The 24529-nt window shown below is 72.1% G+C and carries 23 protein-coding genes; 9 read left to right on the forward strand and 14 right to left on the reverse strand.

The features are described from left to right. Nucleotides 1-41: 41 nt before the first annotated feature. The 5 genes from ACN28F_RS17080 to ACN28F_RS17100 all read right to left on the reverse strand — a co-directional run bounded on the left by ACN28F_RS17080 (nucleotide 42) and on the right by ACN28F_RS17100 (nucleotide 5456). Nucleotides 42-899, reverse strand: a complete 858-nt coding sequence (locus tag ACN28F_RS17080) for a polysaccharide deacetylase family protein (protein WP_421358628.1) — start codon at nucleotides 897-899, stop codon at nucleotides 42-44. A 147-nt stretch (nucleotides 900-1046) separates the two neighbouring features. Further along, on the reverse strand, nucleotides 1047-2090 hold the full coding sequence (locus ACN28F_RS17085) for a MerR family transcriptional regulator (RefSeq protein WP_421358630.1): 1044 nt from the start codon (nucleotides 2088-2090) through the stop codon (nucleotides 1047-1049). Beyond that, nucleotides 2080-2664, reverse strand: coding sequence for an isopentenyl-diphosphate Delta-isomerase (gene idi, locus ACN28F_RS17090; protein WP_289208924.1), 585 nt, complete (start codon nucleotides 2662-2664; stop codon nucleotides 2080-2082). The genes ACN28F_RS17085 and idi overlap by 11 nt, the downstream gene beginning before the upstream one ends. Next, nucleotides 2664-4181 carry a phytoene desaturase family protein gene (gene crtI, locus ACN28F_RS17095; protein ID WP_289208925.1) on the reverse strand — a complete coding sequence of 506 codons (1518 nt, stop codon included), beginning with the start codon at nucleotides 4179-4181 and terminating at the stop codon, nucleotides 2664-2666. Before crtI ends, idi begins: the two co-directional genes overlap by 1 nt. Before the next feature lie 33 nt (nucleotides 4182-4214). Continuing rightward, nucleotides 4215-5456 carry a polyprenyl synthetase family protein gene (locus ACN28F_RS17100; protein WP_421358633.1) on the reverse strand — a complete coding sequence of 414 codons (1242 nt, stop codon included), beginning with the start codon at nucleotides 5454-5456 and terminating at the stop codon, nucleotides 4215-4217. 79 nt (nucleotides 5457-5535) lie between these two features. On the opposite strand from ACN28F_RS17100, the gene ACN28F_RS17105 reads away from it, so the two are divergent. Genes ACN28F_RS17105 through ACN28F_RS17120 form a run of 4 tightly spaced genes read left to right on the forward strand, consistent with a single transcriptional unit; the run spans nucleotide 5536 to nucleotide 10534 of the window. After that, a complete protein-coding gene (locus ACN28F_RS17105) occupies nucleotides 5536-6516 on the forward strand; it encodes a phytoene/squalene synthase family protein (protein WP_289208926.1) in 981 nt (326 codons plus the stop codon). A 2-nt stretch (nucleotides 6517-6518) separates the two neighbouring features. Next, a complete protein-coding gene (locus tag ACN28F_RS17110; protein ID WP_421358635.1) occupies nucleotides 6519-7835 on the forward strand; it encodes a cryptochrome/photolyase family protein in 1317 nt (438 codons plus the stop codon). Nucleotides 7836-7885: 50 nt separating this feature from the next. After that, nucleotides 7886-9250 carry a dihydrolipoyl dehydrogenase family protein gene (locus ACN28F_RS17115; protein ID WP_289208928.1) on the forward strand — a complete coding sequence of 455 codons (1365 nt, stop codon included), beginning with the start codon at nucleotides 7886-7888 and terminating at the stop codon, nucleotides 9248-9250. 48 nt (nucleotides 9251-9298) lie between these two features. Further along, a complete protein-coding gene (locus ACN28F_RS17120) occupies nucleotides 9299-10534 on the forward strand; it encodes a glycoside hydrolase family 1 protein (protein WP_289208929.1) in 1236 nt (411 codons plus the stop codon). A gap of 43 nt (nucleotides 10535-10577) precedes the next feature. Here ACN28F_RS17120 and ACN28F_RS17125 read toward each other — a convergent pair whose 3' ends face one another. Further along, nucleotides 10578-10847 carry a hypothetical protein gene (locus ACN28F_RS17125; RefSeq protein WP_281552277.1) on the reverse strand — a complete coding sequence of 90 codons (270 nt, stop codon included), beginning with the start codon at nucleotides 10845-10847 and terminating at the stop codon, nucleotides 10578-10580. Nucleotides 10848-10869: 22 nt separating this feature from the next. Continuing rightward, nucleotides 10870-11160 carry a hypothetical protein gene (locus tag ACN28F_RS17130; RefSeq protein ID WP_289208930.1) on the reverse strand — a complete coding sequence of 97 codons (291 nt, stop codon included), beginning with the start codon at nucleotides 11158-11160 and terminating at the stop codon, nucleotides 10870-10872. A 253-nt stretch (nucleotides 11161-11413) separates the two neighbouring features. Here ACN28F_RS17130 and ACN28F_RS17135 point away from each other — a divergent pair, with 253 nt between their 5' ends. Together ACN28F_RS17135 and ACN28F_RS17140 are read left to right on the forward strand one after the other, a co-directional pair. Continuing rightward, nucleotides 11414-12178 (forward strand): helix-turn-helix domain-containing protein, encoded by a 765-nt coding sequence (locus ACN28F_RS17135; protein ID WP_282233120.1) that lies wholly within the window; start codon nucleotides 11414-11416, stop codon nucleotides 12176-12178. Then, nucleotides 12178-12363, forward strand: coding sequence for a DUF397 domain-containing protein (locus ACN28F_RS17140; RefSeq protein ID WP_278174709.1), 186 nt, complete (start codon nucleotides 12178-12180; stop codon nucleotides 12361-12363). The genes ACN28F_RS17135 and ACN28F_RS17140 overlap by 1 nt, the downstream gene beginning before the upstream one ends. Before the next feature lie 523 nt (nucleotides 12364-12886). Here ACN28F_RS17140 and ACN28F_RS17145 read toward each other — a convergent pair. After that, nucleotides 12887-14077, reverse strand: a complete 1191-nt coding sequence (locus ACN28F_RS17145; RefSeq protein WP_289208931.1) for a hypothetical protein — start codon at nucleotides 14075-14077, stop codon at nucleotides 12887-12889. A gap of 262 nt (nucleotides 14078-14339) precedes the next feature. Then, nucleotides 14340-14876 carry a DUF6985 domain-containing protein gene (locus ACN28F_RS17150; protein ID WP_421358638.1) on the reverse strand — a complete coding sequence of 179 codons (537 nt, stop codon included), beginning with the start codon at nucleotides 14874-14876 and terminating at the stop codon, nucleotides 14340-14342. A gap of 447 nt (nucleotides 14877-15323) precedes the next feature. Between ACN28F_RS17150 and ACN28F_RS17155 the strand changes: the two genes are divergently transcribed. Together ACN28F_RS17155 and ACN28F_RS17160 are read left to right on the forward strand one after the other, a co-directional pair. Then, the gene (locus ACN28F_RS17155; RefSeq protein WP_289208933.1) at nucleotides 15324-15764 is read left to right on the forward strand and encodes a DoxX family protein; all 441 of its coding nucleotides are present in this window, start codon (nucleotides 15324-15326) and stop codon (nucleotides 15762-15764) included. Between the two features lie 239 nt (nucleotides 15765-16003). Further along, a complete protein-coding gene (locus ACN28F_RS17160; RefSeq protein ID WP_421358640.1) occupies nucleotides 16004-16855 on the forward strand; it encodes a Rieske 2Fe-2S domain-containing protein in 852 nt (283 codons plus the stop codon). A 33-nt stretch (nucleotides 16856-16888) separates the two neighbouring features. On the opposite strand, the gene ACN28F_RS17165 is transcribed toward ACN28F_RS17160, so the two are convergent. The 4 genes from ACN28F_RS17165 to ACN28F_RS17180 are packed head-to-tail and all read right to left on the reverse strand — an operon-like array spanning nucleotide 16889 to nucleotide 21494. Next, on the reverse strand, nucleotides 16889-18226 hold the full coding sequence (locus tag ACN28F_RS17165) for a sensor histidine kinase (RefSeq protein ID WP_289208935.1): 1338 nt from the start codon (nucleotides 18224-18226) through the stop codon (nucleotides 16889-16891). Next, on the reverse strand, nucleotides 18226-18909 hold the full coding sequence (locus ACN28F_RS17170; RefSeq protein ID WP_421358642.1) for a response regulator transcription factor: 684 nt from the start codon (nucleotides 18907-18909) through the stop codon (nucleotides 18226-18228). Before ACN28F_RS17170 ends, ACN28F_RS17165 begins: the two co-directional genes overlap by 1 nt. A gap of 54 nt (nucleotides 18910-18963) precedes the next feature. Continuing rightward, a complete protein-coding gene (locus tag ACN28F_RS17175) occupies nucleotides 18964-20415 on the reverse strand; it encodes a cytochrome P450 (RefSeq protein ID WP_421358644.1) in 1452 nt (483 codons plus the stop codon). Then, nucleotides 20412-21494, reverse strand: coding sequence for an alpha-hydroxy acid oxidase (locus ACN28F_RS17180; RefSeq protein WP_289208938.1), 1083 nt, complete (start codon nucleotides 21492-21494; stop codon nucleotides 20412-20414). Before ACN28F_RS17180 ends, ACN28F_RS17175 begins: the two co-directional genes overlap by 4 nt. Nucleotides 21495-21763: 269 nt before the next feature. On the opposite strand from ACN28F_RS17180, the gene ACN28F_RS17185 reads away from it, so the two are divergent. After that, a complete protein-coding gene (locus tag ACN28F_RS17185; protein ID WP_421358646.1) occupies nucleotides 21764-23323 on the forward strand; it encodes a class I adenylate-forming enzyme family protein in 1560 nt (519 codons plus the stop codon). On the opposite strand, the gene ACN28F_RS17190 is transcribed toward ACN28F_RS17185, so the two are convergent. Further along, on the reverse strand, nucleotides 23311-24510 hold the full coding sequence (locus tag ACN28F_RS17190) for a LysM peptidoglycan-binding domain-containing protein (RefSeq protein WP_421358648.1): 1200 nt from the start codon (nucleotides 24508-24510) through the stop codon (nucleotides 23311-23313). The two genes, ACN28F_RS17185 and ACN28F_RS17190, sit on opposite strands and share 13 nt — an antisense overlap. Between the last annotated feature and the right edge of the window lie 19 nt (nucleotides 24511-24529).

The raw sequence follows: 24529 nt of genomic DNA on the forward strand, positions 1-24529 counted from the left end.
GAGTATGCCCCGGACCAAACCAGATCGGCGAACCGGACGGATCAGGGGGAAAGGCTAGCACCGAGCAGGGTGATCCCGTACCGCTGCCTCAGGTCGTTGATCACGGCCGGCAGCGCCGCGACGGTGGCCGACCGGTCGCCGCCGCCGTCGTGCAGCAGCAGCACCGAGCCGAGCCGGACCTCGTCACGGACGTGCGCGACGATCTCGTCCCGGGTCGGCTTGCGCCAGTCCTGCGGGTCGACGTCCCAGTCCAGCGCCGCCAGCCCCAGCTCCTCGGCGACCGCCACCGCCTCCGGGGTCCACAACCCGCCCGGGTGCCGGAAGTGCGCGACCGGCACTCCCGGGACCACCCGGTGGATCTCCTTGGTGGTCCGCGCCAGGTCGGCCCGGATCTCGGCGGCCGGCCGGGTGCCGAGCTCCAGGTCGTGGTCCCAGCTGTGGTTGCACAGGGTGTGACCTTCCCGCACGATCCGGGTGACCAGCGCCGGGTACCGCCGCACCTGGCTGCCGACCACGCAGAACATCGCCCGGACCCCGGCGGCCCGCAGCTCGTCGAGAATCAGCGGCGTCCACTGCGGATGTGGGCCGTCGTCGAAGGTCAACGCCACCTGCCGGATGCCGGTACGGCGCTGCAGCAACCCAGGGTCCACGGTGGTGCGAGGGGAGGCACCCGGATCGCCACCGGCCGGCGGTGACCCCGCCGGATCGCCACCGGCGGCGGGCGACGGGTCGGGCGCTGCCGCCGGAGCGGTCGGCTCCGGGGCCGACCGGCCGACGGCGTCGTCGGGCCGGACCTCGGGAGCCGGGCCGAGCCCGACGACGGCGGGAAGCTGCGGCGGTACCTGCCGGGCAGCACGCACCGCGACGAGACTCTCGCTGCCGACCAGTAGTGCGAACACTGCCAGACCTGCAGCGAATACGGCACGTTTCGCCATGTCGACTCCGAGTGAGGGGGTGGGCGGAGATCGAATGCCCCCACACGCTAGTCGATCAACAGGTACATTTCGACCCTGTACCCGGCAGTGGTGCCGGGCGTCGCCGGGTGACTAGTGGACGGTGGGTTCGTCGGTCCGGTGACCGGCGACCTCGTCCGCCGTACGGCACCGGTCCACCGCGTCGGCCAGACCTGCGCAGTGGTCGACGCCGGCCGGCAGGTCCGCCACCGACCAGCCGGGCCCGATCGCCAGCACCAGCACCGGCCGGTGCCGCCCGGACCTCGCGGTCAGCAACTGGTCGGGGTCGGCCGTCGCCGAGGTGTGCGACCAGAGCACCACAGCGGACGGCCCGGTCCGCTCGATCGCGGCGGCCAACGCTGCCGGCGGAACCCGGGCACCGAGCAGCCGGCTGGTCACCCCGGCCTCGGCCAGGGCCGCGGAGAGCGCCTCCAGCGGCAGCGTGTGCTGCTCCTCGTCGGCGCAGGCCAGCAGCGCGCCCGGTCCGACCGGGTGCCGGGAGTGCCAGCCGCCAGGTGCGCCGCCGTGGTCGCCGGCACCGTCGTCGTCGCGGTTGCGGGGCCGGGCCCGGGGGCGGTTCACCAGGGCGAACGCCTCGGAGACACACCGGGACAGCAGATGCTCCACCTCGACGAAGCCGGCGGTTGCCGCGTACCGGTCGCCGACCCCGGCCAGCACCGGGCGGACCACCCGGTCCCAGGTGGCGATCACCCCGTCGGTGTGCAGCGCCCGTTCGAGGATGTCGCGCATCGCCTGGTTGTCCAGGCGTACCGCCGCCCTGGCCAGGCCACGGGCGGCCGGGCCGGCCGCCCCGACACCGATGGTGAAGCCACCGCCGGCCCGGCCCGGCTCGACGATGTCGAACGGGACCGGCTCAGTGCCGGCGGCCCCGTCCGGGCCCAGGGCAGAGCCGACGCGGCGCGCCCAGCGGGCCGCCTCGGCCGGCGCCACACCCTGCGCGGTGAGCCGCCGCATCACCTCCAGGCGGGCCAGGTCGTCGGGGCCGTACCGGCGGTGGTGACCCTTGACGTGCCGGGTCGGGCCCAGGCCGTACCGCTGATGCCAGGTCCGCAGCGTGGTCACCGCCACGCCGAGCCGGCGTGCCACGCTGCCCGCGCTCAGCGCGTCATCGCTCACCCGGCCGCTCCACGGCCGCGCCGTGGTCCGGCTGCCCCAGAGCGAACAACTGCTCGGCCACCCCGGCGAGCCACGGGGCGTACCGGTCCGGCTCGTCGGCCAGGCCGGCCCGCAGCCGCGCCGGCTCGACCCAGCGAAGCTCGGCGACCTCGGCCGGGTCGGGCCGCAGCGGGGTCCGTGGGTCGAGACTGCCCAGCAGTACGTGGTCGTACTCGTACTCGGTCCGTCCGGTGACCGGGTCGGTGGCCTGGTAGGTGTGCACGCCGATCTCGGTCAGCGCCACCGGGCCCACGCCGACCTCCTCGCCGAGGCGGCGGTTGGCCGCCACCGACAGGTCCTCGCCGGGCAGCGGATGGCCGCAGCAGGTGTTGGCCCAGCGCAACGGGAACCGGGTCTTCACAGCGGCCCGCTGCTGCAGCAGCAGCCGTCCCGCGTCGTCGACCAGGAGCACCGAGAACGCCCGGTGCAGCTGACCCGGCGGCTGGTGGGCATCGGCGACGGTGGCCGCGCCGACCGGCTGCCCGGCGGGGTCCACCAACTCGACGAGATGGCTCTCGCGGGACGCGACGGACATCAGGCACCCTCCAGGCTGCTGCGGCTGCGGGACCGGCCACCGGTGGAACCGGTCACCCGTCCGGCGGCCAACTTGCCGGAGATCAGCACCATCGGTACGCCGACCCCCGGCTGGGTCCCGGAGCCGACGAAAACCACGTTCTCCAGTGTGGGATGCAGGTTACCGGGGCGGAACGGGCCGGTCTGGAACAGGCTGTGCGCGGCGGCGAACGGCGTACCGGCGGCCATGCCGGCGTCGGCCCAGTCGGCCGGGGTCACCACCTCACGGACCTCGATGCCGTCGGCGAAGCCCCGGTAGCCGCGATCCTCCAGGGTGGCGACGAGCTCGTCGGCGTAGCGCTGCGGCAGGTCGCCGCGCCAGTTGAGCCGCCCGCTCTGCAGGTTGGGCACCGGTGCCAGGACGTAGTAGGTGTGCCCGCCCACCGGGGCCACCGACGGGTCGGTCCGGCTCGGGTTGGTGACCAGCAGCGACGGGTCGCTCATCAGCTCACCTCGGCGGATCACCTCGTCGAAGGTGCCCTTCCAGAGCCGGCCGAAGTGGATGTTGTGGTGGGCGATCTTGTCGTAGCCCTGCCGGGAACCGACGTGCAGCACCACGCAGGAGGGCGAGTAGCGCAGCCGCCGCTGCCGGCTGGGCGGCAGCAGTTCGGCGTAGGCGACCGGCAGGTCCGGGTTGAGCACCACGACGTCGGCGGGGATCCGCTCGCCGTCGGCGGTGCGCACCGCGCGGGCCCGGCCGGCGGAGGTCTCCACCTCGGTCACCGTGGTGCCGTAGCGGATCTGCACGCCGTGCTTCTCGGCCGCCCCGGCCAGGGCCCGGGGCACCGCGTGCATCCCGCCGCGCGGGAACGACACTCCGGCGACCGAGTCCAGGTAGGCGATGACGGTGTAGATGGCCAGCGCGTCGTGCGGCGCCAGGCCGGCGTACATGGCCTGGAAGGAGAAGATCCGCCGGGTACGGGGATCCGCGAAGAACTGGTCGATCTTGGTCTGCATCCGGCGGAACGCCCCGGCGGCGAGCAGCCGCAGCAGGTTGCCGGTGAGCAGGTCCGGTGGGCTGTCGAGGTTACGGTCGATGAAGTCGGCGCGTTCCAGCTGCCACAGCCGGCGGGCGTACTCGACGAACCGCAGGTACCCGTCGGCTTCCCGGGGCCCGCAGACCCGGGACACCTCGGCGGCCATCCGGGCGGTGTCGGTGATGACGTCCAGGGTGGACCCGTCCGGGTAGTAGGCCCGGTACGCCGGCTCCAGCGGGGTCAGCTCCAACCAGTCGGTGAGCTCCTCGCCGACGGCGGCGAGCGCCTCGGCGATCAGCTCCGGCATGGTCAGCACGGTCGGCCCGGTGTCGAACTCGTAGCCGGCGACCGCCCGGCGGCCGGCCCGCCCGCCCGGCACCGCCTCGCGTTCCAGCAGGGTGACCTGCCGGCCGGCGCCGGCCAGGTGCAGGGCGCAGGCCAGGCCACCCAGCCCGGCACCGACGATGACGACCCGCTCGCTCGCCCCGGTCACGGTACGCATGCCGCGACCACCTCCTTCTGAGCAGTGCTCACCTTATGTCTGGCGGGTCGTGGCGGTCACCGCGAGGCCGGTGAGCGCGGTACGGGCGGCGTCGTCGATCGGCGCGGCGTCGATCGCGGCGACCGCCGTCGCCACCCGTTGCTCGATCATGCGTTCCACCCGGACGGCGGCACCGGTCTCGACGACGATCTCGGTCATCCGCGCGACCGCCGCCGTACCGTTCGGTCCTGCTGCCGTGTCCGGTCCGGCTGCCGTGTCCGGTCCGGCTGCCGTGTCCGGTCCGGTGTCGCCGGCCGGCGACACCGCGTCGAGTTCGGCGCGCTGGGCATCGGTGGCCAGCTCGCGGGCGATCAGCAGCAGCGCGGTCGGTTTGCCGGTCCGCAGGTCGTCGCCGGCGGGTTTGCCGGTGCGGGCCGGATCCCCGAAGACGCCGAGCAGGTCGTCGCGGAGCTGGAACGCCTCGCCGACGTCGGTGCCGTAGCGGCGGTACGCCGCCCAGACCGTCGGGTCGGTGGCCGGGCCGGCCAGCGCCGCGCCGAGGTGCAACGGGCGCAGCACGGTGTAGCAGGCGGTCTTGTACCGGGCCACCCGCATCGCGCGGTCGATCGACCAGTCGGCCGACTCGGCCTCACCGAGGACGTCCAGGTACTGCCCGGCGATCGTCTCGACCCGCATCTGGTCGTAGCAACGGCGTACCGCCAGGAGGGTCGACGCCGGCAGGTCGGCGGTGGCCAGCAGCCGGTCGGCCCAGACCAGGCAGAGGTCGCCGACCAGGACGGCGGCGGCGTCGCCGAACCGGTCGGGGTCGCCGGCCCGACCGGCGTCCCGGTGCTGGCCGGCGAGCCGGCGGTGTGCGGTGGGCAGGCCGCGTCGGGTGGCGGAGGCGTCCATGACGTCGTCGTGGACCAGGGCGAAGGCGTGCAGCAGCTCCAGCGCGGCCAGCGCCGGTAGGACCGGGGTCACCGGCGGTGCGGTGCCGACCACGCCACGCCAGCCCCAGTGGGCGAACATCGGGCGTAGCTGCTTGCCGCCGCCGAGCACGGTGTCCCGCGCGACCTGGGCGAACGGCCGCAGCGACGAGTCGATCCGGTCGAGCATGGACAGTTCGGCGCTGAGGAAATCGATCAGTGTGTCGGTGACCGCGGCGGTCAGCTCGCGGCCCTCGCCGGTGGGCGTCGGCCCGGCGACGGCCGGGGCGTGCACCGTGCTGCCGACACCGGTACCCACGGTATCGCCGGATTTCAGGGTATTGCCGGCAACGGTGTGATTGGCCACGCGATCGAGCGTACCCTAGGCTGTGAAATTGCGTCGATTCTTGCGTCGAAAGTTCTGCGTCGAAATATGAGGGGGGCCGGTGGTCACGGACCTGTCAGCTGCCTACGCCAGCTGCCGCGAGCTGCACAAACGGCACGGCCGTACCTACTATCTCGCGACCCGGCTGCTACCGCAGTGGAAACGACGCCATGTTCATGCTTTGTACGGATTCACCCGGTACGCCGATGAAATCGTCGACCGTACCGACGCGCTCCCTGCCGCCGACCGGGCCGCCGCCCTCGACCAGTGGTCCGAGCGGTTCCTCGCCGGCCTGCACGGTGCCGCCGTCGACGACCCGCTGCTGCCGGCGGTGCTGCACACCATCGCCGTGTTCGACCTGGACACCGCCGACTTCACCGCGTTCCTGCGCAGCATGACGATGGACCTGACCGTCACCTCGTACCCGCGCTACACCGACCTGCTCGACTACATGGAAGGCTCGGCGGCGGTGATCGGCACCATGATGCTGCCGATCCTCGGCAGCACCGACCGGGCCGCCGCCCGCGAACCGGCCCGCCAACTCGGCTTCGCCTTCCAACTCACCAACTTCATCCGCGACGTCGGCGAGGACCTCGAACGCGGCCGCACCTACCTGCCCGACGAGGACCTGGACCGGTTCGGCCTGACCCGCGCCGACCTCGTCGAGGCCGCCCGCCGGCGTCGGGCCACCCCGGCGATCATCGAGCTGATCCAGTACGAGATCGCCCGCGCACAGGCCCACTACACGGCCGCGGCACCGGGCATCACGATGCTCGAACCCGCCTCGCAGGCCTGCATACGCACCGCGTACGCCCTCTACGGCGGCATCCTCGACGAGGTCGCCGCGCAGGGCTACGACGTGTTCCGTCGCCGCGCCACCGTGCCGCACCGGCGCCGCGCGGCCGTCGCCGCCCGCGCGCTGCTCACCCCGACCGGCACGCCGGTGACGATGCCCGGCCCCACCCTCACGGTCCGGGTCGACCCGCCGACCCGGCGGCAGCCCGAACTGGCCGCAGTCCCCGTGCCACCGGCCGCGCCGTAACCGTGCGTACCGCCGTCGTGCTGTTCACCCGCGACCTGCGGGTGCACGACCACCCGGCACTGGCCACCGCCTGCGCCACCGCCGAGCGGGTCGTGCCGCTGTTCGTGCTCGACCCCCGGCTCGCCGGGCGCAGCCCCAACCGGGACCGGTTCCTGCACCAGAGCCTCGCCGACCTGCGGACCATCCTGCGTGGACGCGGCGGCGACCTGGTGCTGCGCCACGGCGACCCGGTCGCCGAGACGATCCGGCTCGCCCGCGACGTCGCCGCCGACGGTGTCGCGGTCTCCGCCGATGTCAGCCACTACGCCCGGCAGCGGCAGCGGCGGCTACGCGACGAATGCGAGCGGCACCGCATCGCGTACCGCGACTTCCCCGGCCTGACCGTCGTCGACCCGGCGGCGCTCACCCCGACCGGCGGCGACCACTACAAGGTCTTCACCCCGTACTTCCGGGCCTGGAGCGCCGCCGACTGGCGGAGCGCCTGTGCCGCCCCGGACCGGGTGCCGACCCCCGAGGGCCTGACCGTCGGCCGGCTGCCGGCGCTGCCCGCCGGCGAGTCGCCGCAGCCCGGCACCGGCGGGTCGCCGCAGGTCGCCGTCGGGGGCGAGACCGTCGGCCGGCGCCGACTGCGCGACTGGCTGGGCAACCTCGACCAGTACGGCGACCGCCACGACGACCTGCCCGGCGACGCCACCTCCCGGCTCAGTCCGTACCTGCGGTTCGGCTGCCTGTCCCCGCTGGAGGTGGCCACCGCCGCCGGTGACCGCGACGGGCCGTTCGTCCGGCAACTGTGCTGGCGGGACTTCCACTACCAGGTCGCGTACGCCTTCCCCGACCTGGCCACCACCGCCTACCGGCGGGGCGCCAAGGAGGAGTGGCGCTACGACGCCGCCGCGCTGGACGCCTGGCAGACCGGGCACACCGGGCTGCCGATCGTCGACGCCGGCATGCGACAGCTACGGGCCGAAGGCTGGATGCACAACCGGGCCCGGCTGATCACCGCCGCGTACCTGACCAAGGAGCTCGGCCTGGACTGGCGGGCCGGCCGGGCCTGGTTCGACCGGTGGCTGCTCGACGGCGACCTGCCGAACAACTCCGGCAACTGGCAGTGGGTCGCCGGCACCGGCAACGACACCCGGCCCAACCGGCGGTTCAACCCGCTGCGCCAGGCCCACCGCTTCGACCCGGCCGGCGACTACGTCCGCCGCTGGGTGCCGGAGCTTGCCGACGTCACCGGAGCCGCCGTCCACGAGCCCTGGCGGTTGCCGCTGGCCGTCCGCGCCGGCCTCGACTACCCGCCGCCACTGTCCGAGCGCTGAGCTTCGCCGCCCGGTCGGTGGCGGTTCGTGCCCTCTGACATGCTGGGCCCATGCGTGAGCCGGAACAGGTGGACGTCGTGGTCGTCGGGCTCGGGGTCGGTGGCGAGGAGGTCGCCGGCCGGCTCGGCCAGGCCGGCCTGACCGTCGTCGGCGTCGAACGCCGACTCGTCGGCGGCGAATGCCCCTACTGGGGCTGCGTGCCGAGCAAGATGATGATCCGGGCCGCGAACGCCCTCGCCGAAGGGCGGCGCATCGACGGCCTGGCCGGCACCGCCAGCGTCCGTCCGGACTGGACACCGGTGGCGCGGCGGATCCGCGACGAGGCCACCGCCGACTGGACCGACACCGCCGCCGTGGACCGGCTCACCACCAAAGGGGTACGGGTGCTGCACGGCACCGCCCGGCTCACCGGACCCGGCCGGGTCGACGTCGACGGGCAGTCCTTCACCGCCCGCCGGGGCGTCGTCCTCGCCACCGGCACCGTCGCCGTGGTGCCACCGATCGACGGCCTCGCCGGTACGCCGTACTGGACCAACAAGGAAGCCATCGAGGTCACCGAGCTGCCCGAGTCGCTGGTCGTCCTCGGCGGCGGCGCGATCGGGCTGGAGCTGGCCCAGGTCTTCGCCCGGTTCGGCGTACGGGTGACCATCGTCGAGGCCGGCGAGCGGCTGCTGTCCCGCGAGGAGCCGGAGTCGTCGGCGCTGGCCGCCCGGGTCCTCGGCGACGACGGGGTACGGATCCGGCTCGGCAGCCGTGCCGAGTGGATCGAGCACCGCGACGACACGTTCGCCGTACACCTGTCCCAGGGCGGCCCGGAGAGCGGACAGCGACTGCTGGTCGCCACCGGCCGGCGCAGCGACCTCGGCGACCTCGGCCTCGACACCGTCGGCCTGGACCCGGCCGCCCGGCACCTGCCGGTCGACGAGCGGATGCGCGTCGGCGACGGGATGTGGGCGGTCGGCGACGTCGCCGGCCACGGCGCCTTCACCCACCTGGCCATGTACCAGGCGGACGTGGCGGTCCGCGACATCCTCGACCAGGGCGGGCCGGCCGCCGAGTACCGGGCGGTGCCCCGGGTCACCTTCACCGACCCGGAGATCGGCGCCGTCGGCCTGACCGAGCAGCAGGCCCGCGAGCAGGGCATCGACGTGCGGACCGCGATCACCGACGTCGCGGACTCGTCCCGCGGCTGGATCCACGGGCCGGGCAACGACGGCTTCGTCAAGCTGGTCGCCGACGCCGACCGGGGGGTGCTGGTCGGGGCGACGTCGGCCGGTCCGACCGGCGGCGAGGTGCTCGGCGCGCTCGCCGTCGCCGTCCACGGTGAAGTGCCGCTGACCAGCCTGCGACACATGATCTACGCGTACCCGACCGTGCACCGCGCCATCCAGACCGCCGTAGCGCAACTCACCTGACCACCGACGTACTGCAATCCGGAGCCGGGCAAGGAATGATGGTCGTCCATGAGATACTTCCCGGACGGCTTCCTCTTCGGCGTCGCCACCTCCGGCCACCAGACCGAGGGCGACAACACCAGCAGCGACACCTGGTTCCTGGAGAACATCGCGCCGACGGTCTTCACCGAACGCTCCGGCCGGGCCTGCAACAGTTGGGAACTGTGGCAGGAAGATCTGGATCTGGTGCAGGCAATGGGGCTGGGCGCGTTCCGGTTCTCCATCGAGTGGGCCCGGGTCGAGCCGCAGGAGGGCACGTTCGCCAGCGAAGCGTTGGACCACTACGCGGCGATCGTCGACGGCTGCGCGCAGCGGGGCCTGGCAGCGGTGGTGACGCTCAACCACATGACCTGCCCGCACTGGTTCGCCAAGCGCGGTGGCTGGCTCGACCCGGCCGCACCGGAGCTGTTCGCCCGCTACTGCGACCAGGTGATGCGCCACCTCGGTGACCGGATCGCGGTGGCCGTCACCCTCAACGAGCCGAACCTGCCGCAGCTGCTCTCCTGGACCGATGTGCCCGAGTCGGACCGGAAACTGGAACGGGCCACCCTGGAGGCGGCCAGCGCGGCCGCCGGGGTGCCCCGCTACCGGGTCAGCAACATCATGCTGCCGGAGGAGTTCGACGCGATGCGCGACGGCATGACGGCCGGTCATCTCGCCGCCCGTACGGCGATCAAGGCCAGGCGGCCCGACCTGCCGGTGGGGCTGTCCATCGCCATCGTCGACGACCGGGTGACCGGCGACGACGCCACGCTGCGCGACCGCAAGCGCGCCGAGGTGTACGACCACTGGCTGCGGCTGGCCAGCGCCGACGACTTCATCGGCATCCAGAACTACGAGAGTGCCGGCTACGACGCCAACGGCCTGTTGCCGCCGCCGCCCGGGGCCACCCTGCACCAGCTGGGCTCGGCGATCGACCCGACGTCACTCGGCGGTGCGGTGCGGTACGCGTACCAGGTCAGCGGGGTGCCGGTCTTCGTGACCGAACACGGCGTCGGTGTCGACGACGACGCCCTGCGGGCCGACTTCATCGCACCGTCGCTCGCCGGTCTGCTCGACGCGATCGACGACGGCGTACCGGTGCTCGGCTACTGCCACTGGACGCTGCTGGACAACTTCGAGTGGGCCGCCGGCTACCGCTTCCACTTCGGCCTGCACATCGTCGACCGGGAGACCTTCGCTCGGACCCCGAAGCCGAGCACCGCCCGGTACGCCGCCGTCGCGACCAGCCGCGCCCTGCCCTGATCATCCAGCACCCTCCACTCATCATCCGGCGGGACCCCGCCGGTCAGCTCACCCGGTGCGGCGGCAGCCGGTAGCCGAGTTGCTGGCCGTAGGTCATCAGTGGACGCAGCGTCGGGACCAGGACGGTAGCCTCCGTCGACCAGTGGCGTCCCCGGTTTCCGTCGAGTCGACGGTGCCGGGCCGTCGTACGGCCGCGTTGGTGTTGTCCGTGCCGTTCGCGGCGCAGGTATTCGAGTCGCCTGGACGCCGTGGACCGGCCGGAGCGCCAGTCGAGCCAGCGCAGCCACCAGTCACGTACCATCTCGGTGATCATCTTTTCTCTCCTTGATCAATTGCTATGTCGACTGCCGTTTGGCCAGTCGGTAGAGTCCGTCGCGTTGCACGAATATCTCCCGCCGCTCGGCGGCGTACCCACGTTCGTCTATGACGTAGCCGGTGAGCCAGACCCAGCCGTCGTAGGTCGGTTTCCGGTCCACCGAGATGACCCGAAATCGAACTCTCCGGTCGCCGGCGAACTGCATGCGCGCTTCCTGGCCGACCAACAGCACGTCCCCTGGTTTCGGCTCCGGCGTCCGCAGCAGCCGGCTACCCATCGGGCCTTCCATCGCCTCGTGGCCGTTGGACACCGTCGGCGCCCCGCTCCATCGGCCAGGTCGCGCGCCCGCAGCTGGGGCACCATCTGGATTTGACTTTGAACGACCACAGCCCGGCGCAGAAGCCGAGCAGCGCCGCCCCGACGAGCGCCCCCACCTCCACCGTCGCCCCCTCACTCGTCGAGTCAATCTCCCGTCGTGATCCACCCTGGACTCCTGCCCGAACATAGGGCAACATGAAAATCGCAGAGATAAAGATGAGCCCGAGTTATTGGAGGTTATAAACATGACTGAACTGCCTGTAGAGCTTCGACGGCTCCGGCTGTCCCAGCGCATGAACCAGACCCAGTTGGCCAAAGCGGCAGGCGTGTCGAAGTCGCTCATCGCCAGCTTCGAGACCGGCCGGCTGGTGCCCAAGGAGGACACCGCGAAGGATCTCGACAAGTTACTGAACTCCGGTGACCAGCTTCAGCAGCTGTCGAGAGAGGGCAGAGAGGACCGCCAACCTTGGCTGCGCTCCTGGGTCGACCACGAGCGACGCGCGGTGCTGCTACGGGCCTGGGAGCCGACCCTGGTTCCTGGGCTGCTGCAGACCGAGGCGTACATGCGGCAGGTCTTCACGGGCGTGCCGTCCAACCGGGGCCGGCTCGAGGAGGTGATCGCGACCCGTCAGGAGCGGCAACGCGCGGTGCTGGACCGCGATCCCCCGGTGGACCTGGTGGTCCTGGTCGAGGAGACCGCGTTGCGTCGTGGTCCGCGCGAGGTGATGAAGGACCAGCTTGCCCACCTGGTCGACCTCGGGCACCGGCCAACCATCCGGATCCGTGCGGTCCCCGAGTCGGCCGGCCTCCACGCTGGCCTCAGCGGACCTCTGGCGCTGGCCACCATGAGCGACGGGAGGCGGGTCGGCTATCTGGACGATCTGCTGCGAGGACGCCTCGCCACCACCGCTGGTGACGTACTCGAACTGGAACTAATCTGGGAGGCAGTCAACGAGTTGGCGCTGTCCGCCGACCAGACCCGAGACCTGATGTTAAGGATGATCCAGTGATCAATGAACCAGCATGGCGGAAGTCGTCGCGGTCGAACGGTGCATCCGGCAACTGCGTCGAGGTGGCCGACAACCTGCCCGGCCGGGTGCTGGTCCGGGACACCAAGGACCGCGACGGCGGCACCCTGGCCTTCGGCCCGTCCGCCTGGCGCTCCTTCGTCGAGCTGGCCAAGCACCACCACTGACCAGCCGCGCCTACCACTCCTCCGCCGACAATATCGAGAAGCGCCTGCCCTGGTCTCAGGGGATGGAGCCGTCCCGTACGCCCGCCGGACCGCCGGCGTAGCGTGACCGCAAATCGCGCATCTCGGTCTATCGAGTCTCGGTGCGCCGTCGAGTGGAGGGCTCAGGCACGTTATTCGCGCGAGTAACGTGCCTGAGCCCTCCACTCGAAGCAGCGTCGCCGATCGCGGGCGTCCGGATCTGAACCTGCCACCACGCGCTGCTCCGGCGGTCGACGGTGCCGGGGCGGTACAGCGAGATCCGCTCACGCCGCGAACCGATCGTCCCAACGGGTGATGGCGGTGCCAGCTGCCGGCTCCGGACGCGCCGAGATCAGCACAGCTGATCATCCCGATGTTCGTACAGGTGCCCCGCTGGCAATCGTTTGCGCGACCCGACCACAGCCCACGCCGATGGTGATGTCGTTTCTCGCTGCCGACCACCAAACCGCGATGCGCAACTCGGCGCGACGTCTTCGCGTTGAGGTTAGGTAAGCCGGTTCATGGCAGCCCGGATCTTCAGCCATGACGGGTCGCTGTCTGATGCGTCGGTGACCGTTTGCAGATCGCTGGGCTGCCAGATCCGGTTTCCATCGGTGAGGTCAAGTTGGTTCATGTCGATGACCGAAGCCTCAGAGGTGCCGGCAAGGAACTCGGTTACTGCGGCGGTTGATGCCTCGGCTGGGCCGGCCCGTCCCCCCGACAGCACCAGAAGCGTGCCGTCGCGGCCGGCAACGATCAACTCGCCTGTAGCGGCGGCCGCCAGGGCCGTCACCATCGACCCGGGCAGCGCATCAAACTCGGCCGCCCTTTTCCCGTCGATCTCGAACTCGATGACGGCACCCTCCGGCGTACCGATCCAGAGAACACCCGGAGCTGGCCCGAACGCGACGTTGTGGCGCGACCAGGCGCGCATATTGTCCACCCGCTCCTGCGGGTACGGGTACTCCGGACTTGGGTCCCCGAGTGTCAGGCCGAGAACGCGACGCAGCGAAGGAAACTCGAACACCTCCAGCGATTCTTCGTAGGCGTTGCCCCGCACTACGAAATACCGCCCATCCGGGCTGAAGATAGGTGTCTCGTATCCGTCGCAGTCGAGGACCAACACCCGCCGCAATGGCCGCAGCACCGGCTCATCCCGAGAGAAGAGCACCAGCGTGGCACCCTGCTCGCTTTGTAGAGTGGCTAAGAGGCCACCGCCCGGATACGCCGCGACTCCGGTGTCCCAGCGCGGGCCGACTGCGGTTGCGCCGGAGGCGAGGTCGAGCGCGATGGAGGACTCCCAGCCGTTCTCTCCGCCGCTGGGCGACAACCAGAGCGTCTGACCGTCCGGACCGAATGCCACTTCCCGTTGGTACTCAGTCGGCGGAACGCCATCGATTGTGGTGATGCCCAAAGGAGTCCAGCAGGCCGTACTGTTACCGTCCGCTACGATCAGCTGCGGCTCGTCCGGATGCCAGGCGGCGGAGGGTGTCCGCTTGCGCCGGGCATAGTCGGGGGCGTCGTAGACGGCCGAATCTGCACCGACACCGCCAACCTCGCGCAACTGCCCGACCGTGTACTCCCAGATCCGGATCGCCGGGCGTTCGGTCTCCCAACCGGCTATCAACGGCAGCCTGGGATGGCAGAGCAACCGTTCGAGCGTGGTTACGGACCGCATCTGCGCCAAGATTTCCACCGGCGCATCGTACCGGTGAGAATCGCTCATGGACGGGCTACCGGGCCAGCGGATATGACCTTGAACTCGCCGACCTGCCGCTGCTGTCTGGATCTGCTGCGGATCGGGCGTTCAGGGGATCCGAGGGGGTAGACGGCGTCCGTGCTGCTGATCAGTTCGTCCAGCGGCCACCAGCGGTGTCCGACGTGGTGTCGGCCCAGCCGAGATCGGCGTACCCGGAGCGCTTCGGGTGCGTCGAGCGCAGGCGGGTCCAGCTACACCGTTACCGGGAACTGTGGTAGACGACGCCATCGAGTTCGTCGTCGGCGTAGGCGGCCGAGTTGGTGAGGTGTCCATCGTACGGTCCCACCTTGGTCACTGTGACACCGTCGCGGAACACGATCTGCAGGCCGTGCTCAGGTTCCCAGGCACACTCGCCCCCGATCGAGACATAGACGCGGCGATCGTCGTAGGGGTCGCGCACGACGATCGGCTCGTTGCCAAGCTGGACATGGGCCAAAACCTCGTCGGGGCCGCTGATCCCAACGTGCCACTCGTCGTCGCCGGCGGCCAGGAGGTCATCCGCGACATCGCGGTAGTAGGCGTAGATCGATGGCGCAGCCACCGCCAACGCCGATCGGTCGAGCGCGAGGAAGTTGCGAATCGCGGCGTGGAAGTCCTCCTGCGCCGGGTCGTCGTCGTAGCCGTCGACCCGGATGCGGCAAGACCCACCGCCCAACACCGGCACCGGTATCGGCGCACTGCGATACCAGCCCGGCTCGGCGGTCTTCGTCACCGTACCGAGATGGGGAATCTGCACACCACCACCGTAGTCCTCGCGGTGAGGCAGCCTCTGATGAAGCATCCGCACCTGCCGCCGTCGGGCGTCACACCGAGTCGCAGGCGGCAATCGAGGCACGACCTTGCCGATGGTGTCGAGTCGTCGCAGGACGACGACGGCCACCTCCGCGAACGATTTGCGGACGTGCCCCTCCCCGCGGCCCCCTCCGCGGCCGACAAGGCGACCCTGGTCGATGAACTGGCCACCACCTTGCGAGGCAAGACGGCACGACCCGTGCTCCGGGTCAAGCTCGGGCGGCGGCCGATAGGTCCAGGCCGAGCTCAGGCGGGAGATTGTCGGTACGCGATGCTCTGCTCTTCTCGGCCTTCCGTCAGGGTACGGACTCATGCGGCAAGCCAAACTTGTCATTGACAAGATGTCCGCCCTGGACGATATCTTGTCAGTGACAAGATATGGAGGTACGCGATGGCTCCCCTGGTCGCCCTCATCGGCGGCTGGCTGGTCCTGCGCATGGCTGGACTGCTCGGCATCGACGCGCTCGACGACTGGCAGCCGGCCCTGCGTGGCGGACTGGCCCTCATGTTTGTGCTGACCGGTGTGGCCCACTTCAGTGCGAAGCGGCGCCACTCACTCATCGCGATGGTGCCGCCCCGGCTGCCCCGGGCACCGTTGCTGGTCACCGTCACCGGGGTCCTTGAGCTGGCCGGAGCCGTCGGCCTCGCGTTCCCGTCGACCGCACCGGTCGCGGCGATCTGCCTCGCGCTCCTGCTCCTGGCGATGTTCCCCGCCAACGTGTCGGCGGCACGGCGTCAGCTGACGATCGCCGATCGGCCGGTCACGCCGCTGGTTCCGCGCACGATGCTGCAGGTGCTCTTCGTCGCCTGCTGCATCGCCGCCGCGCTCTGACCACAGGATGGCATCGAACGGAGCTGCCGCACCGAGTGCGCGGGCGTCTGGTCCCGGGCGCGGACCGGTACTGCGGCAGCCCGGTATACCTGTGGGGAATATTCATACCTCTGAGGAATACTGTCCGGACGGATACCTGGTGGGTGCCCGTCACGCACAGTGATGGAGTGCGGCGGCATCCTGCGTCGCCGGCTGCGCCGCGCCGGTTTGGCTGGACGCCAGGTGGGAACGTCGCAGCGATGCGGGCACTGTTGATGAAGATCGAGCAGGCGGCCGGGCTGGACCGGATCGGTGACCGGCTGCAGCGCTCCGTCCAGCGGCGGATCAGCAGCGAACGCGTCCGGGACCTGCTGCACGGGGTGTGGCTGGGGCATCCGCTGCACCCGGTGCTCATCCAGGTGCCGATGGGTGCCTGGCTCAGTGCCGCCGTACTCGATGTGCTGCCCGGCCAGCGACGGGCCGCGACCACCCTCGTCGGCGTCGGCACCGTCGCCGCGCTCCCGGCGGCAGTGGCCGGGGCGAACGACTGGGCGAGCCTGTCGCGCGACCAGCGCCGGGTCGGCCTGGTGCACGCGGTCGCCAACACGGTCGGCGTCGCCTGCTACGCCGGCTCGCTGCTCGCCCGGCTGCGCGGGCAGCACCGCACCGGCCGTACGCTCGGATTTGTCGGCCTGGCCGCGGTCGGAGCCGGCGGCTTCCTCGGCGGACACCTGGCCTACAAGCAGGCGGCCGGGGTGAACCAGGCGGCACCCGACCTGCACCGGATCTCCGCCGGCTGGCATCCGGTCGTCGACTTCGCGGGGTTGCCCGAGTCGACGATGGTCTCCCGCCGGGTCGACGACGTGCCGGTGCTGGTCTACCGGCACGGCGAGGACGTGACGGTGCTGCTGGCGCACTGCGCGCACCAGAACGGGCCACTCGACGAAGGTGCGGTCATCAGCTCGAACGGGCACGCCTGCGTGGTCTGCCCGTGGCACGGCAGCGCGTTCCGGCTCACCGACGGTACGGTCGCGCACGGGCCGGCCGCCACCGACCAGCAGGTGCTGCGCAGCCGGGTGGTCGCCGGTGTCGTCCAGGCCCAACTGCCCTGAAACACAAGCCCCTGAAGAGCAGGGACGCCCCGGTCAGGGTCGGGACCGCCAGGCGCGGCCGAGGGTCACGCCGCCGGTCAGGAACCGGCCGGCGGTCGACGCCGGGCGGGTCACGTGTCCGCCGGCAACCGGAAGCCGTACGGTGAACCGCGCGCCGGCCCCCGGATGGCCGGTCGCCTCGATGGTGCCGCGATGCGCGGTCACCACCTCGCGCAGCAGCGCCAGGCCGAGGCCGGTGTGCCGGCGGTCCGACCCGGGACCTCGATGGAACCGGTCGAAGATGCGTTCGTCGGGGTCGAAGCCCTCGCCGGTGTCGGCGACGGTCAACTCGACGGTGTCGCCGGCGGCGGACCGGCGTACGTCGACGTCGATCCGGCCGCCGGGGCGGGAGTGGCGCAACGCGTTGGTCAGCAGCTCGGAGACCACCCGGCGCAGTGCCGACGGAACCCCGGTAACCGGTAGCGGGCCGTCGGCGGCGGTCAGGGCGATGACGACGCCGAACTCCTGCGCCCGGTCGGTCTCGGCGTCGACCGCGCCCTCGACGACGGCGGCCAGGTCCACCGGGGCGTCGGCGACCCGGTCGGGGGCGGCGGCGAGCCGGGCGGAGAGCAGCAGGTCGTCGACGACCTCACCGAGCTGTCGGGTGGTGCCGACCAGCCGTTCCAGGTCGGCGGCGTAGCCGGTCGGCAGCGTACCGTTGCGGGCCCGACGGGCGAGCAGTTGCGCGCGGGTGTGCACCTGTGCGATCGGTGTCCGGAGTTCGTGGCTGGCGTCGGCGATGAAGCGCCGCTGGCGCGTCAGCGCGTCGGCCAGCGGCGCGACGGTGAGCCAGCCGACGACGAGCCCGCTGATCAGCGCGGCGATCAGCCCGATCGCCTCGGTGACGGTCAGCGCCAGCAGCAGCTGCCGGCGGTCGGCGAGGTGGTAGCGGGCGTCGAAGACCGCCTGTACGGTGTCGTCGCCCTTGGGCTGGGTCAGGACATGGTAGACGGTGCCGTTGCGTTCGATCGTGGTCGACTGCGCGACTCCGGTGGCGGCGACGGCCTCCATGGCGGTGTGCAGCGGGAACCCGGCGGGGACGGGCGGCGACGGTACGCCGCTGCGCAGGTGGTCGCCGCTGCGCAGGAACATCCAGGTGCAACCCGGTGGCCCGGCCGGGTCGACCCGGCTGGCGGCGTACCGCAGCTCACGGTCGATCTGCTTCTCCTGGCCGTGGACGAGCATGCCGTACGCGATGCCACCGACCAGGGTGACCAGCGCGGTGACCGCGAGGCCGACCAGGACGCCGACCCGCAGCCTGGCCCGCGCGAGGACGGTACGTTCGGCGGCTGCCCAGGAGGTGCCGTACGGTTCGGCCGACGATCGTGACATCAGAGTTCCCCGATCCGGTAGCCGAGTCCGTGCACGGTCCGGATCACCGACCGGCCGAGCTTGCGGCGCAGATAGTAGACGTACGTGTCGACGATGGACGTAGCGTGGGCATCGTCGAAGACCTGCCGGCGCAGCCCCGACCGGGAGTGCACCCGGGTCGGTGCCGTGGCGATCACCCGGAGCAGTTCGAACTCCCGCAGCGACAGCGCGACCCGGGAGCCGTCCGGCAGGACGGCGTCGCGCAGCCCGAGGTCGAGCCAGCCGGCGCCGATCCGTACCGTCTCGGCGGTGTGGACGCTGCGCCGGCACAGTGCCCGCAGCCGGGCCGCCAACTCGTCCAGTTCGAACGGTTTCACCAGGTAGTCGTCGGCGCCCGCGTCGAGCCCGGCGACCCGGTCGTCGACCGCGCCGAGCGCGGTCAGGATCAGCGCCCGGGCTCCGACCGCGCGGGAGCGCAGCCGGGCGAGCAGGTTCAGCCCGTCGATCGCCGGCAGCATCCGGTCGATGACCATGACGTCGTACGGTCGGGTCAACCCCAGATGCAGTCCCTGTTGCCCGTCGCGGGCGGTGTCGACCCGGTAGCCTTCGTCGGCGAGCATCTCGGTCAGCAGACCGGCGAGCTCGGCGTCGTCCTCGATGAGGAGCAGGCGGTGTGCCGGTGGCGACGTCACGCTTGCCGTCATCACCCGCCGAGAATCGCACACAGGGCACGGTTGCCCATAGGGTCTAATCGATTTCTAGGGACTTCGGTGGGGCAGGGTGGACGGTTCGGCCCGGTCGAAGTGGTTGGCGCACAACCGCAGTCGGCGCGCGTGCAGCACCATCACGGTGCCGAGCACCAGCTGGACCAGGCTGCACCACACGTCGGCCCACCGTTCCCCGGTGCGCATCGACCACAGTCGCAGCCGGCCCGGTGCCGCGCCGGCGGTGACAACAGCGGCGTCGGCTGGCGGCCCGGCCACTGCGTCGGCCGGTGGCCGGGCCGGGACCAGGTAGCACGGGCCCCGGCTCGGCAACGACCGGTCGTGGCGCACCGAGGAGACCAACGCGTACCGGCGCAGCACCTCGCGGGTCACCGCGCGCATCATCACCGGTGCTACGCCGCGCGCCGGACAGGCCCGGTTCGCGGTGACGCCGAACGGCAGGAAGTGCGCCTCCCGCCGGGACAGCCGCAGCCACCGGTCGGGGTCGAAGTCCTCGTCTGCCGCCGGCCCGGTCCGCTGGTAGGCGAGATAGTTGAACAGCAGCACCGAGCCGGTCGGCAGCGTGACGTCGGGGGTCACCTCGATCGGCGCCGAGGTGATCCGGTGCGCCACCCCGAACAGCGGATGCACCCGCATCGTCTCGTCGATGACCCGGTCCAGCAGCCGGTCGGCGTCGGCCGCCGGCCCGTCCAGCGCCCGGCGGAGCGCGAGCTGCGTCGGCGGATGCTGGGCGATGGCCAGCAGCAGATGCGCCATCGCCTCGGACATCTGCACCACGGCCGTGTTGAAGAACGCACCCTGCAGCCACCAGGCGGTCTCCTGCGCGGTGAACGGTTCCGGCAGGACGACCGGGGAGGTGCCCGCGTCGACACGGGCCCGCAGGTAGCGGGTCAACCGGTCCCGTCGGTCCATGTGCCGCAACCCGCAGCACTTCAACGCGGTCACCACGTCGTCGGCGTTCGCCACGATCAACGCCCGGGCGTCCGGCGGGCACGGCTCGCCGAAGACCAGCTCGTAGTAGGCCTCGGCCCAGATCGGCATCGTCAGGTCCCGCAGCCGGACCCGGCTGACCCGGTCGGCCGGTAGCCGGTCCAACTGCCGGCGGGCGGCTTCGGCGGCCAGCTCCGTCGACCGGTCGTGTGACACCGCCAGCACCCGCCGGGTGGCCCGGGCCACCGTCCGGTACCGCTCACCCGGCTCGAGATGCTCCTGATGCATGTGCGGCCCCGGTGCCAGCCAGTACCAGAACAGGTCGGACAGCCCGGCACCCCGACTGCGCCCGTCCGCCGCCGGGTTCGCGTACACCTTCTCGAAGTGTTCCGCGCCGACCAGTGGGCCGGGCACCGGGATCCCCTCGGTACCGTTGACCCGGGCGAAGACCCACTGGCGCAGCCAGATCACCGCCGGCGGCAGCCACCGGGGCAGCGTCCAGAGCGCGGCCGCCGCCGCGACGGCCAGCAGCACCGGTACGGCGAGCCCGGTCACCGCCGTACCGCCGGTCTGATCAGGTCCGGGGTGACGTCGGCCGGCCGGGCGACCCCGGCCAGCGCCATCGCCCGGTCCAGGTCCGACCGCAGCAGCTCCAACACCTGTCGTACGCCGGTCTCGCCGTCGGCGGCCAGACCCCAGAGCGCCGGGCGGCCGACGCCGACGGCGGTCGCGCCCAGCGCCAGTGCGGTGAGGACGTCGGTGCCCCGGCGCACCCCGCCGTCGAGCAGCACCGGAAGGCGGCCGGCGACCGCGTCGACGACGGCGGGCAGCGTGTCGAGACTGGCCGGTACGCCGTCGAGCTGCCGTCCGCCGTGGTTGGACACCAGGATCGCGTCGACGCCGTGGTCGACGGCCAGCACCGCGTCGGCGGGATGCAGGATGCCCTTGAGTACGACAGGCAGTCGGGTGATGCCGCGCAGCCACTCGATCCGCTGCCAGTCCAGGCTGGCGTCCATCGTGATCGGCCGGATCTCGCCGGTCTCCGGGTCGCGCATGTTCTCGCAGCGCAGCCCGTCCGGCAGGTCCAGGAAGCCGTGCCGCAGGTCCCGTTCGCGGCGGCCGAACACCGGCGAGTCGACGGTGACCACCAGGGCGGCGCAGCCGGCCGCCTCCGCACGGCGGATCACCGACTCGGTGAACGCCAGGTCCGGCTGCGGGTAGAGCTGAAACCACAGCGTCGTCGACGCGGCGGCGGCCGCGATCGCCTCCACCGGGGTGGTCGCGGCCATGCTCACCACCATGATCGTGCCGGCGGCGGCAGTCGCGCGGGCACAGCCCACCTCACCGTCGGGGTGAGCCAGCCGGTGGAAGGCCGTCGGAGAGACCAGGACCGGCATCGACATCGTCGCGCCGAACAGCGTCGTCCGCAGGTCCCGTGCTCCGATACCGCGCAGCACCCGGGGCAGCACCCGGTAGGAGTCGAAGGCGGCCTCGTTGTCCCGTACCGTCCGTTCGTCGCCGGCCCCGCCCGCGAAGAAGTCGTCGTGGGCCGGGTCGAGCCGGCGCCGCGCCGCCGCCCGCAGGTCGGCCAGGTTCACCGGTGCGGCGGGGACGGCCACCAGGTGCCCGTTCATCCGCGCCCGGCCCGCGGCGACGAACGGCCACCCCGCACCCGGCCGCGTATCGCCGCAGTCACTCCGATGTGCACTGCGGCAGCCACGCGCCGTAGGTTGGCCGGGTGCAAGGGGCCGGTCGGGTCGATGACACCGAGCCTGGTGGCCGTATGACGGGTCACCTCGCTGACCGTATCGACGGATTCTCAGAACGCTCTCAGTACGGCTGCCCGCCCGCCGGACAGAACGGTCTGAGGAATCTCTGATTCCGTACCGCTAGGGTCGCCGCCATGGCCCCCGACCGTCACCCGCAGGCGATCCTGGACCTGCTCGCCGCAGCCGCCGACCGTCCGGTGTTCGAACACGGCCAGCGTGTCGTCACCGGGGCCGAACTGCTCGACGCCGTCGGGCGGATCGCGACCGGCCTGCGTAGCGCCGGGATCGGACCGGGCGACGGGGTGGCGATGTCGCTCGGTGTCGACCCGGTGGCGTTCGCCGCGATGATCGCCGCCCAGGTGGTCGGTGCCCGGGTCGCCGGTGTCCGGACCGGACTGACCCCGGGGCAGTTGCGGCACGTCCTCACCGGTGGCGCCAGTGCCCCGGCCAACCGGGCGGTGGTGGTCGACCGGTCGACGGCGACCGACAGCCAGCGGGCCGCCGCCGACGGCCTCGACCTGCTCGCCGTCGGCCCGGTGGACGGGGTCACCGATCTGCTCGCGGCGGCGGCCTCGTCGAACGCGCTGGACTGCGCGGGCCGGCCGGACGACATCGGGCGGATCACCTACACCAGCGGCAGTACCGGCGACCCGAAGGGCTGCATGGAGACCTACGCCGGGCTCGGCGCGGCCTGGGCGCCGTACCCGGACCGGTGGCCGTCGGTCGTCCGGAACCTCGCCGCCCAGCTGGACCGGTTCCTGGTCTTCGGCTCGCTGAGCAGCCTGGTGATGATGGAGTACACCACGCTGGCCCTGGCCGCCGGCGGCACCGCCGTGGTGGCCGAACCGACGGGCGGCCCGGAACCGTTCCTGCCGCACGCGATCGCCCGACTGCGGGCCACCGCCAGCGTGACCGCCGTACCCCGACTGCATCAGCTGGTCACCGGCCAGCTCACCGACCCGGTCGACCTGAGCACGTTGCGGGCCCTGATGGTTTCCGGCTCGCCACTGGAGCCCGGCAGGCTGGCGCAGGCCCAGGCGGTGCTGGGGCCGGTGGTCTACCACGGGTACGGCCAGACCGAGACCGGTCTGATCACCCTGATGACGCCGGCCGAGACCGCCGCCGTGCCGGCCAGGCTGGCCAGCGTGGGCCGGCCACCCGAGGTGGTGCGGACGCAGATCCGGGACAGCGCCGGCAACCCGGTGCCGACCGGCGAGGTGGGCGAGCTGTTCGTCCGTACCCCGTCGCAGGCGGTCGGCTACTTGGCCGACCCGGCCGAGACGGCGGCCGTGTTCGTCGACGGCTGGGTACGCACCCGCGACCTCGCCCGCTTCGACGACGACGGCTACCTGTACCTGCTCGGCCGCACCCGGGACGTGATCATCGTCAACGCCGACATCCGCTACGCCGGCCCGATCGAACGGGTCCTGGCCAGCGATCCCGCCGTCGCCGAGGCGTACGTCGTGGGACGGCCCGACGAGCAGACCGGGGAGGCCGTGCACGCCTTCGTCGTACCCACCACCGCCGAGCGGCCGGACCCGACGGCGCTCGCCGAACTGGTCGCCGACCAGCTCGGCGAGGGCAGCCGGCCGCGCACGGTGACCTTCATCGACGCGGTGCCGGTCGGTCCGAGCGGCAAACCGGACAAGCGGCAGCTGCGTGTGCCCGGTGCCAGCCCGGTTCAGTCGCGGTAGCGGCGGTGCCGGCCGGAGTCGGTCGGTGCCCCGGCGGTCCGCCGCTTGAGCCCCAGTACGGTGCCGATCTGCGCGCCGACGATGCTCGCCGCAGTGATCACTGCGGCGACGGCGAGCGGTCGGTTGAGGTTCTGCTGCGGCCCGGACGACCCGGCGGAGACCCCGCCGCCGAGGTTGCCGGCGGCCCCGTCGTCGCCGATCGGCCAGGCCGGCCGCTGCGTCGGCGCGGTGCCGGCGTCGGACGGTACGTCGACGGTCGGCGGCGGAGTCGTCGGCTGCCCGGCGGGCGGCTGCTGCGCCGCCGGGGGTTGCGGTGCCGCCGGGGGTTGCGGTGCCGGCTGCTCCGCCGCCGGTGGTGTGGGGGACTCCGGGGCCAGCACGGTGCCGTTGGCGTGTGGCCGTACCCCGGTGTCCGTCGCGTCGGCCGGCAACCGCAGCAGCTGGCCGGCCCGGATCCGGTCCGGGTCGTCGATCTCGTTGAGCGCGGCCAGTTGCCGGTAGTCGCCGAACTCACCCAGGTAGCGGTCGGCGATGTGGCCCAGGTAGTCGCCCTTGGCGACCCGGTACACCGGGTCGGTGGCGTCAGCGTCGGTGCCGGGCCGATCTGGTGTGGACGCCGTTGCGGTGGCGAGCGTGTGCAGCGCGGCGGGCGAGACCAGCGGCCCGGCCTGGCCGGCACCGGCCAGCTGGTGCGGGGTCGCCCGGCCGGCAGCGGCCGGCGCGTCGGTGGGCGCCGCACCGAACCCGGTGCTCGCCGCCACCACCGTCGTCGCCTCGACCGTCCCCGGTGCGGCGAACGCCGCCGCCGGGCTGGCCACCAGGATCAGCGAGATCGACCCGATCAGTGCGGCCGCGACCCGCTGCTGCCGGTTCAGTCCGGGCAGCCGGGGTGCCGGCCGGCGCAGTAGCCGCGCCGGCACCTCCACCAGTACGGAGACCAGGAACGTCGCCCAACCCAGCCAGCCGACGACGGCCAACGCCCGCAGGAACAACTGGCCGTCGTCGCGGCTGGTCAGGGCGGCACCGATGGCGGCGGCCGACGGCACCTCGTCGGGCAGCGGGTTGCCGGCGAACGCGAGCAACGCGACCGGTGCCCCGGCGAGCAGGATCAACAGGACGATCAGGGCGCCCAGGCCGGTGACGACCTGCCCGAGCCGCCGGGCGGGGGTGACGCGCGTCGTGCTCATGTCCGCTCCTATCGAGGGG

Origin of the sequence: Solwaraspora sp. WMMA2101 (assembly GCF_049179175.1) — a bacterium.
Lineage (GTDB): Bacteria > Actinomycetota > Actinomycetes > Mycobacteriales > Micromonosporaceae > Micromonospora_E.

Coding starts and splice junctions, on each gene's coding strand:
- ACN28F_RS17120 (WP_289208929.1), top strand. CDS start 9,299: ATGAGATACTTCCCGGACGGCTTCCTCTTCGGCGTCGCCACCTCCGGC.
- ACN28F_RS17155 (WP_289208933.1), top strand. CDS start 15,324: ATGGCTCCCCTGGTCGCCCTCATCGGCGGCTGGCTGGTCCTGCGCATG.
- ACN28F_RS17170 (WP_421358642.1), bottom strand. CDS start 18,909: ATGACGGCAAGCGTGACGTCGCCACCGGCACACCGCCTGCTCCTCATC.
- crtI (WP_289208925.1), bottom strand. CDS start 4,181: ATGCGTACCGTGACCGGGGCGAGCGAGCGGGTCGTCATCGTCGGTGCC.
- ACN28F_RS17185 (WP_421358646.1), top strand. CDS start 21,764: ATGGCCCCCGACCGTCACCCGCAGGCGATCCTGGACCTGCTCGCCGCA.
- ACN28F_RS17190 (WP_421358648.1), bottom strand. CDS start 24,510: ATGAGCACGACGCGCGTCACCCCCGCCCGGCGGCTCGGGCAGGTCGTC.
- ACN28F_RS17135 (WP_282233120.1), top strand. CDS start 11,414: ATGACTGAACTGCCTGTAGAGCTTCGACGGCTCCGGCTGTCCCAGCGC.
- idi (WP_289208924.1), bottom strand. CDS start 2,664: ATGTCCGTCGCGTCCCGCGAGAGCCATCTCGTCGAGTTGGTGGACCCC.
- ACN28F_RS17165 (WP_289208935.1), bottom strand. CDS start 18,226: ATGTCACGATCGTCGGCCGAACCGTACGGCACCTCCTGGGCAGCCGCC.
- ACN28F_RS17115 (WP_289208928.1), top strand. CDS start 7,886: ATGCGTGAGCCGGAACAGGTGGACGTCGTGGTCGTCGGGCTCGGGGTC.
- ACN28F_RS17125 (WP_281552277.1), bottom strand. CDS start 10,847: ATGATCACCGAGATGGTACGTGACTGGTGGCTGCGCTGGCTCGACTGG.
- ACN28F_RS17180 (WP_289208938.1), bottom strand. CDS start 21,494: ATGAACGGGCACCTGGTGGCCGTCCCCGCCGCACCGGTGAACCTGGCC.
- ACN28F_RS17160 (WP_421358640.1), top strand. CDS start 16,004: ATGCGGGCACTGTTGATGAAGATCGAGCAGGCGGCCGGGCTGGACCGG.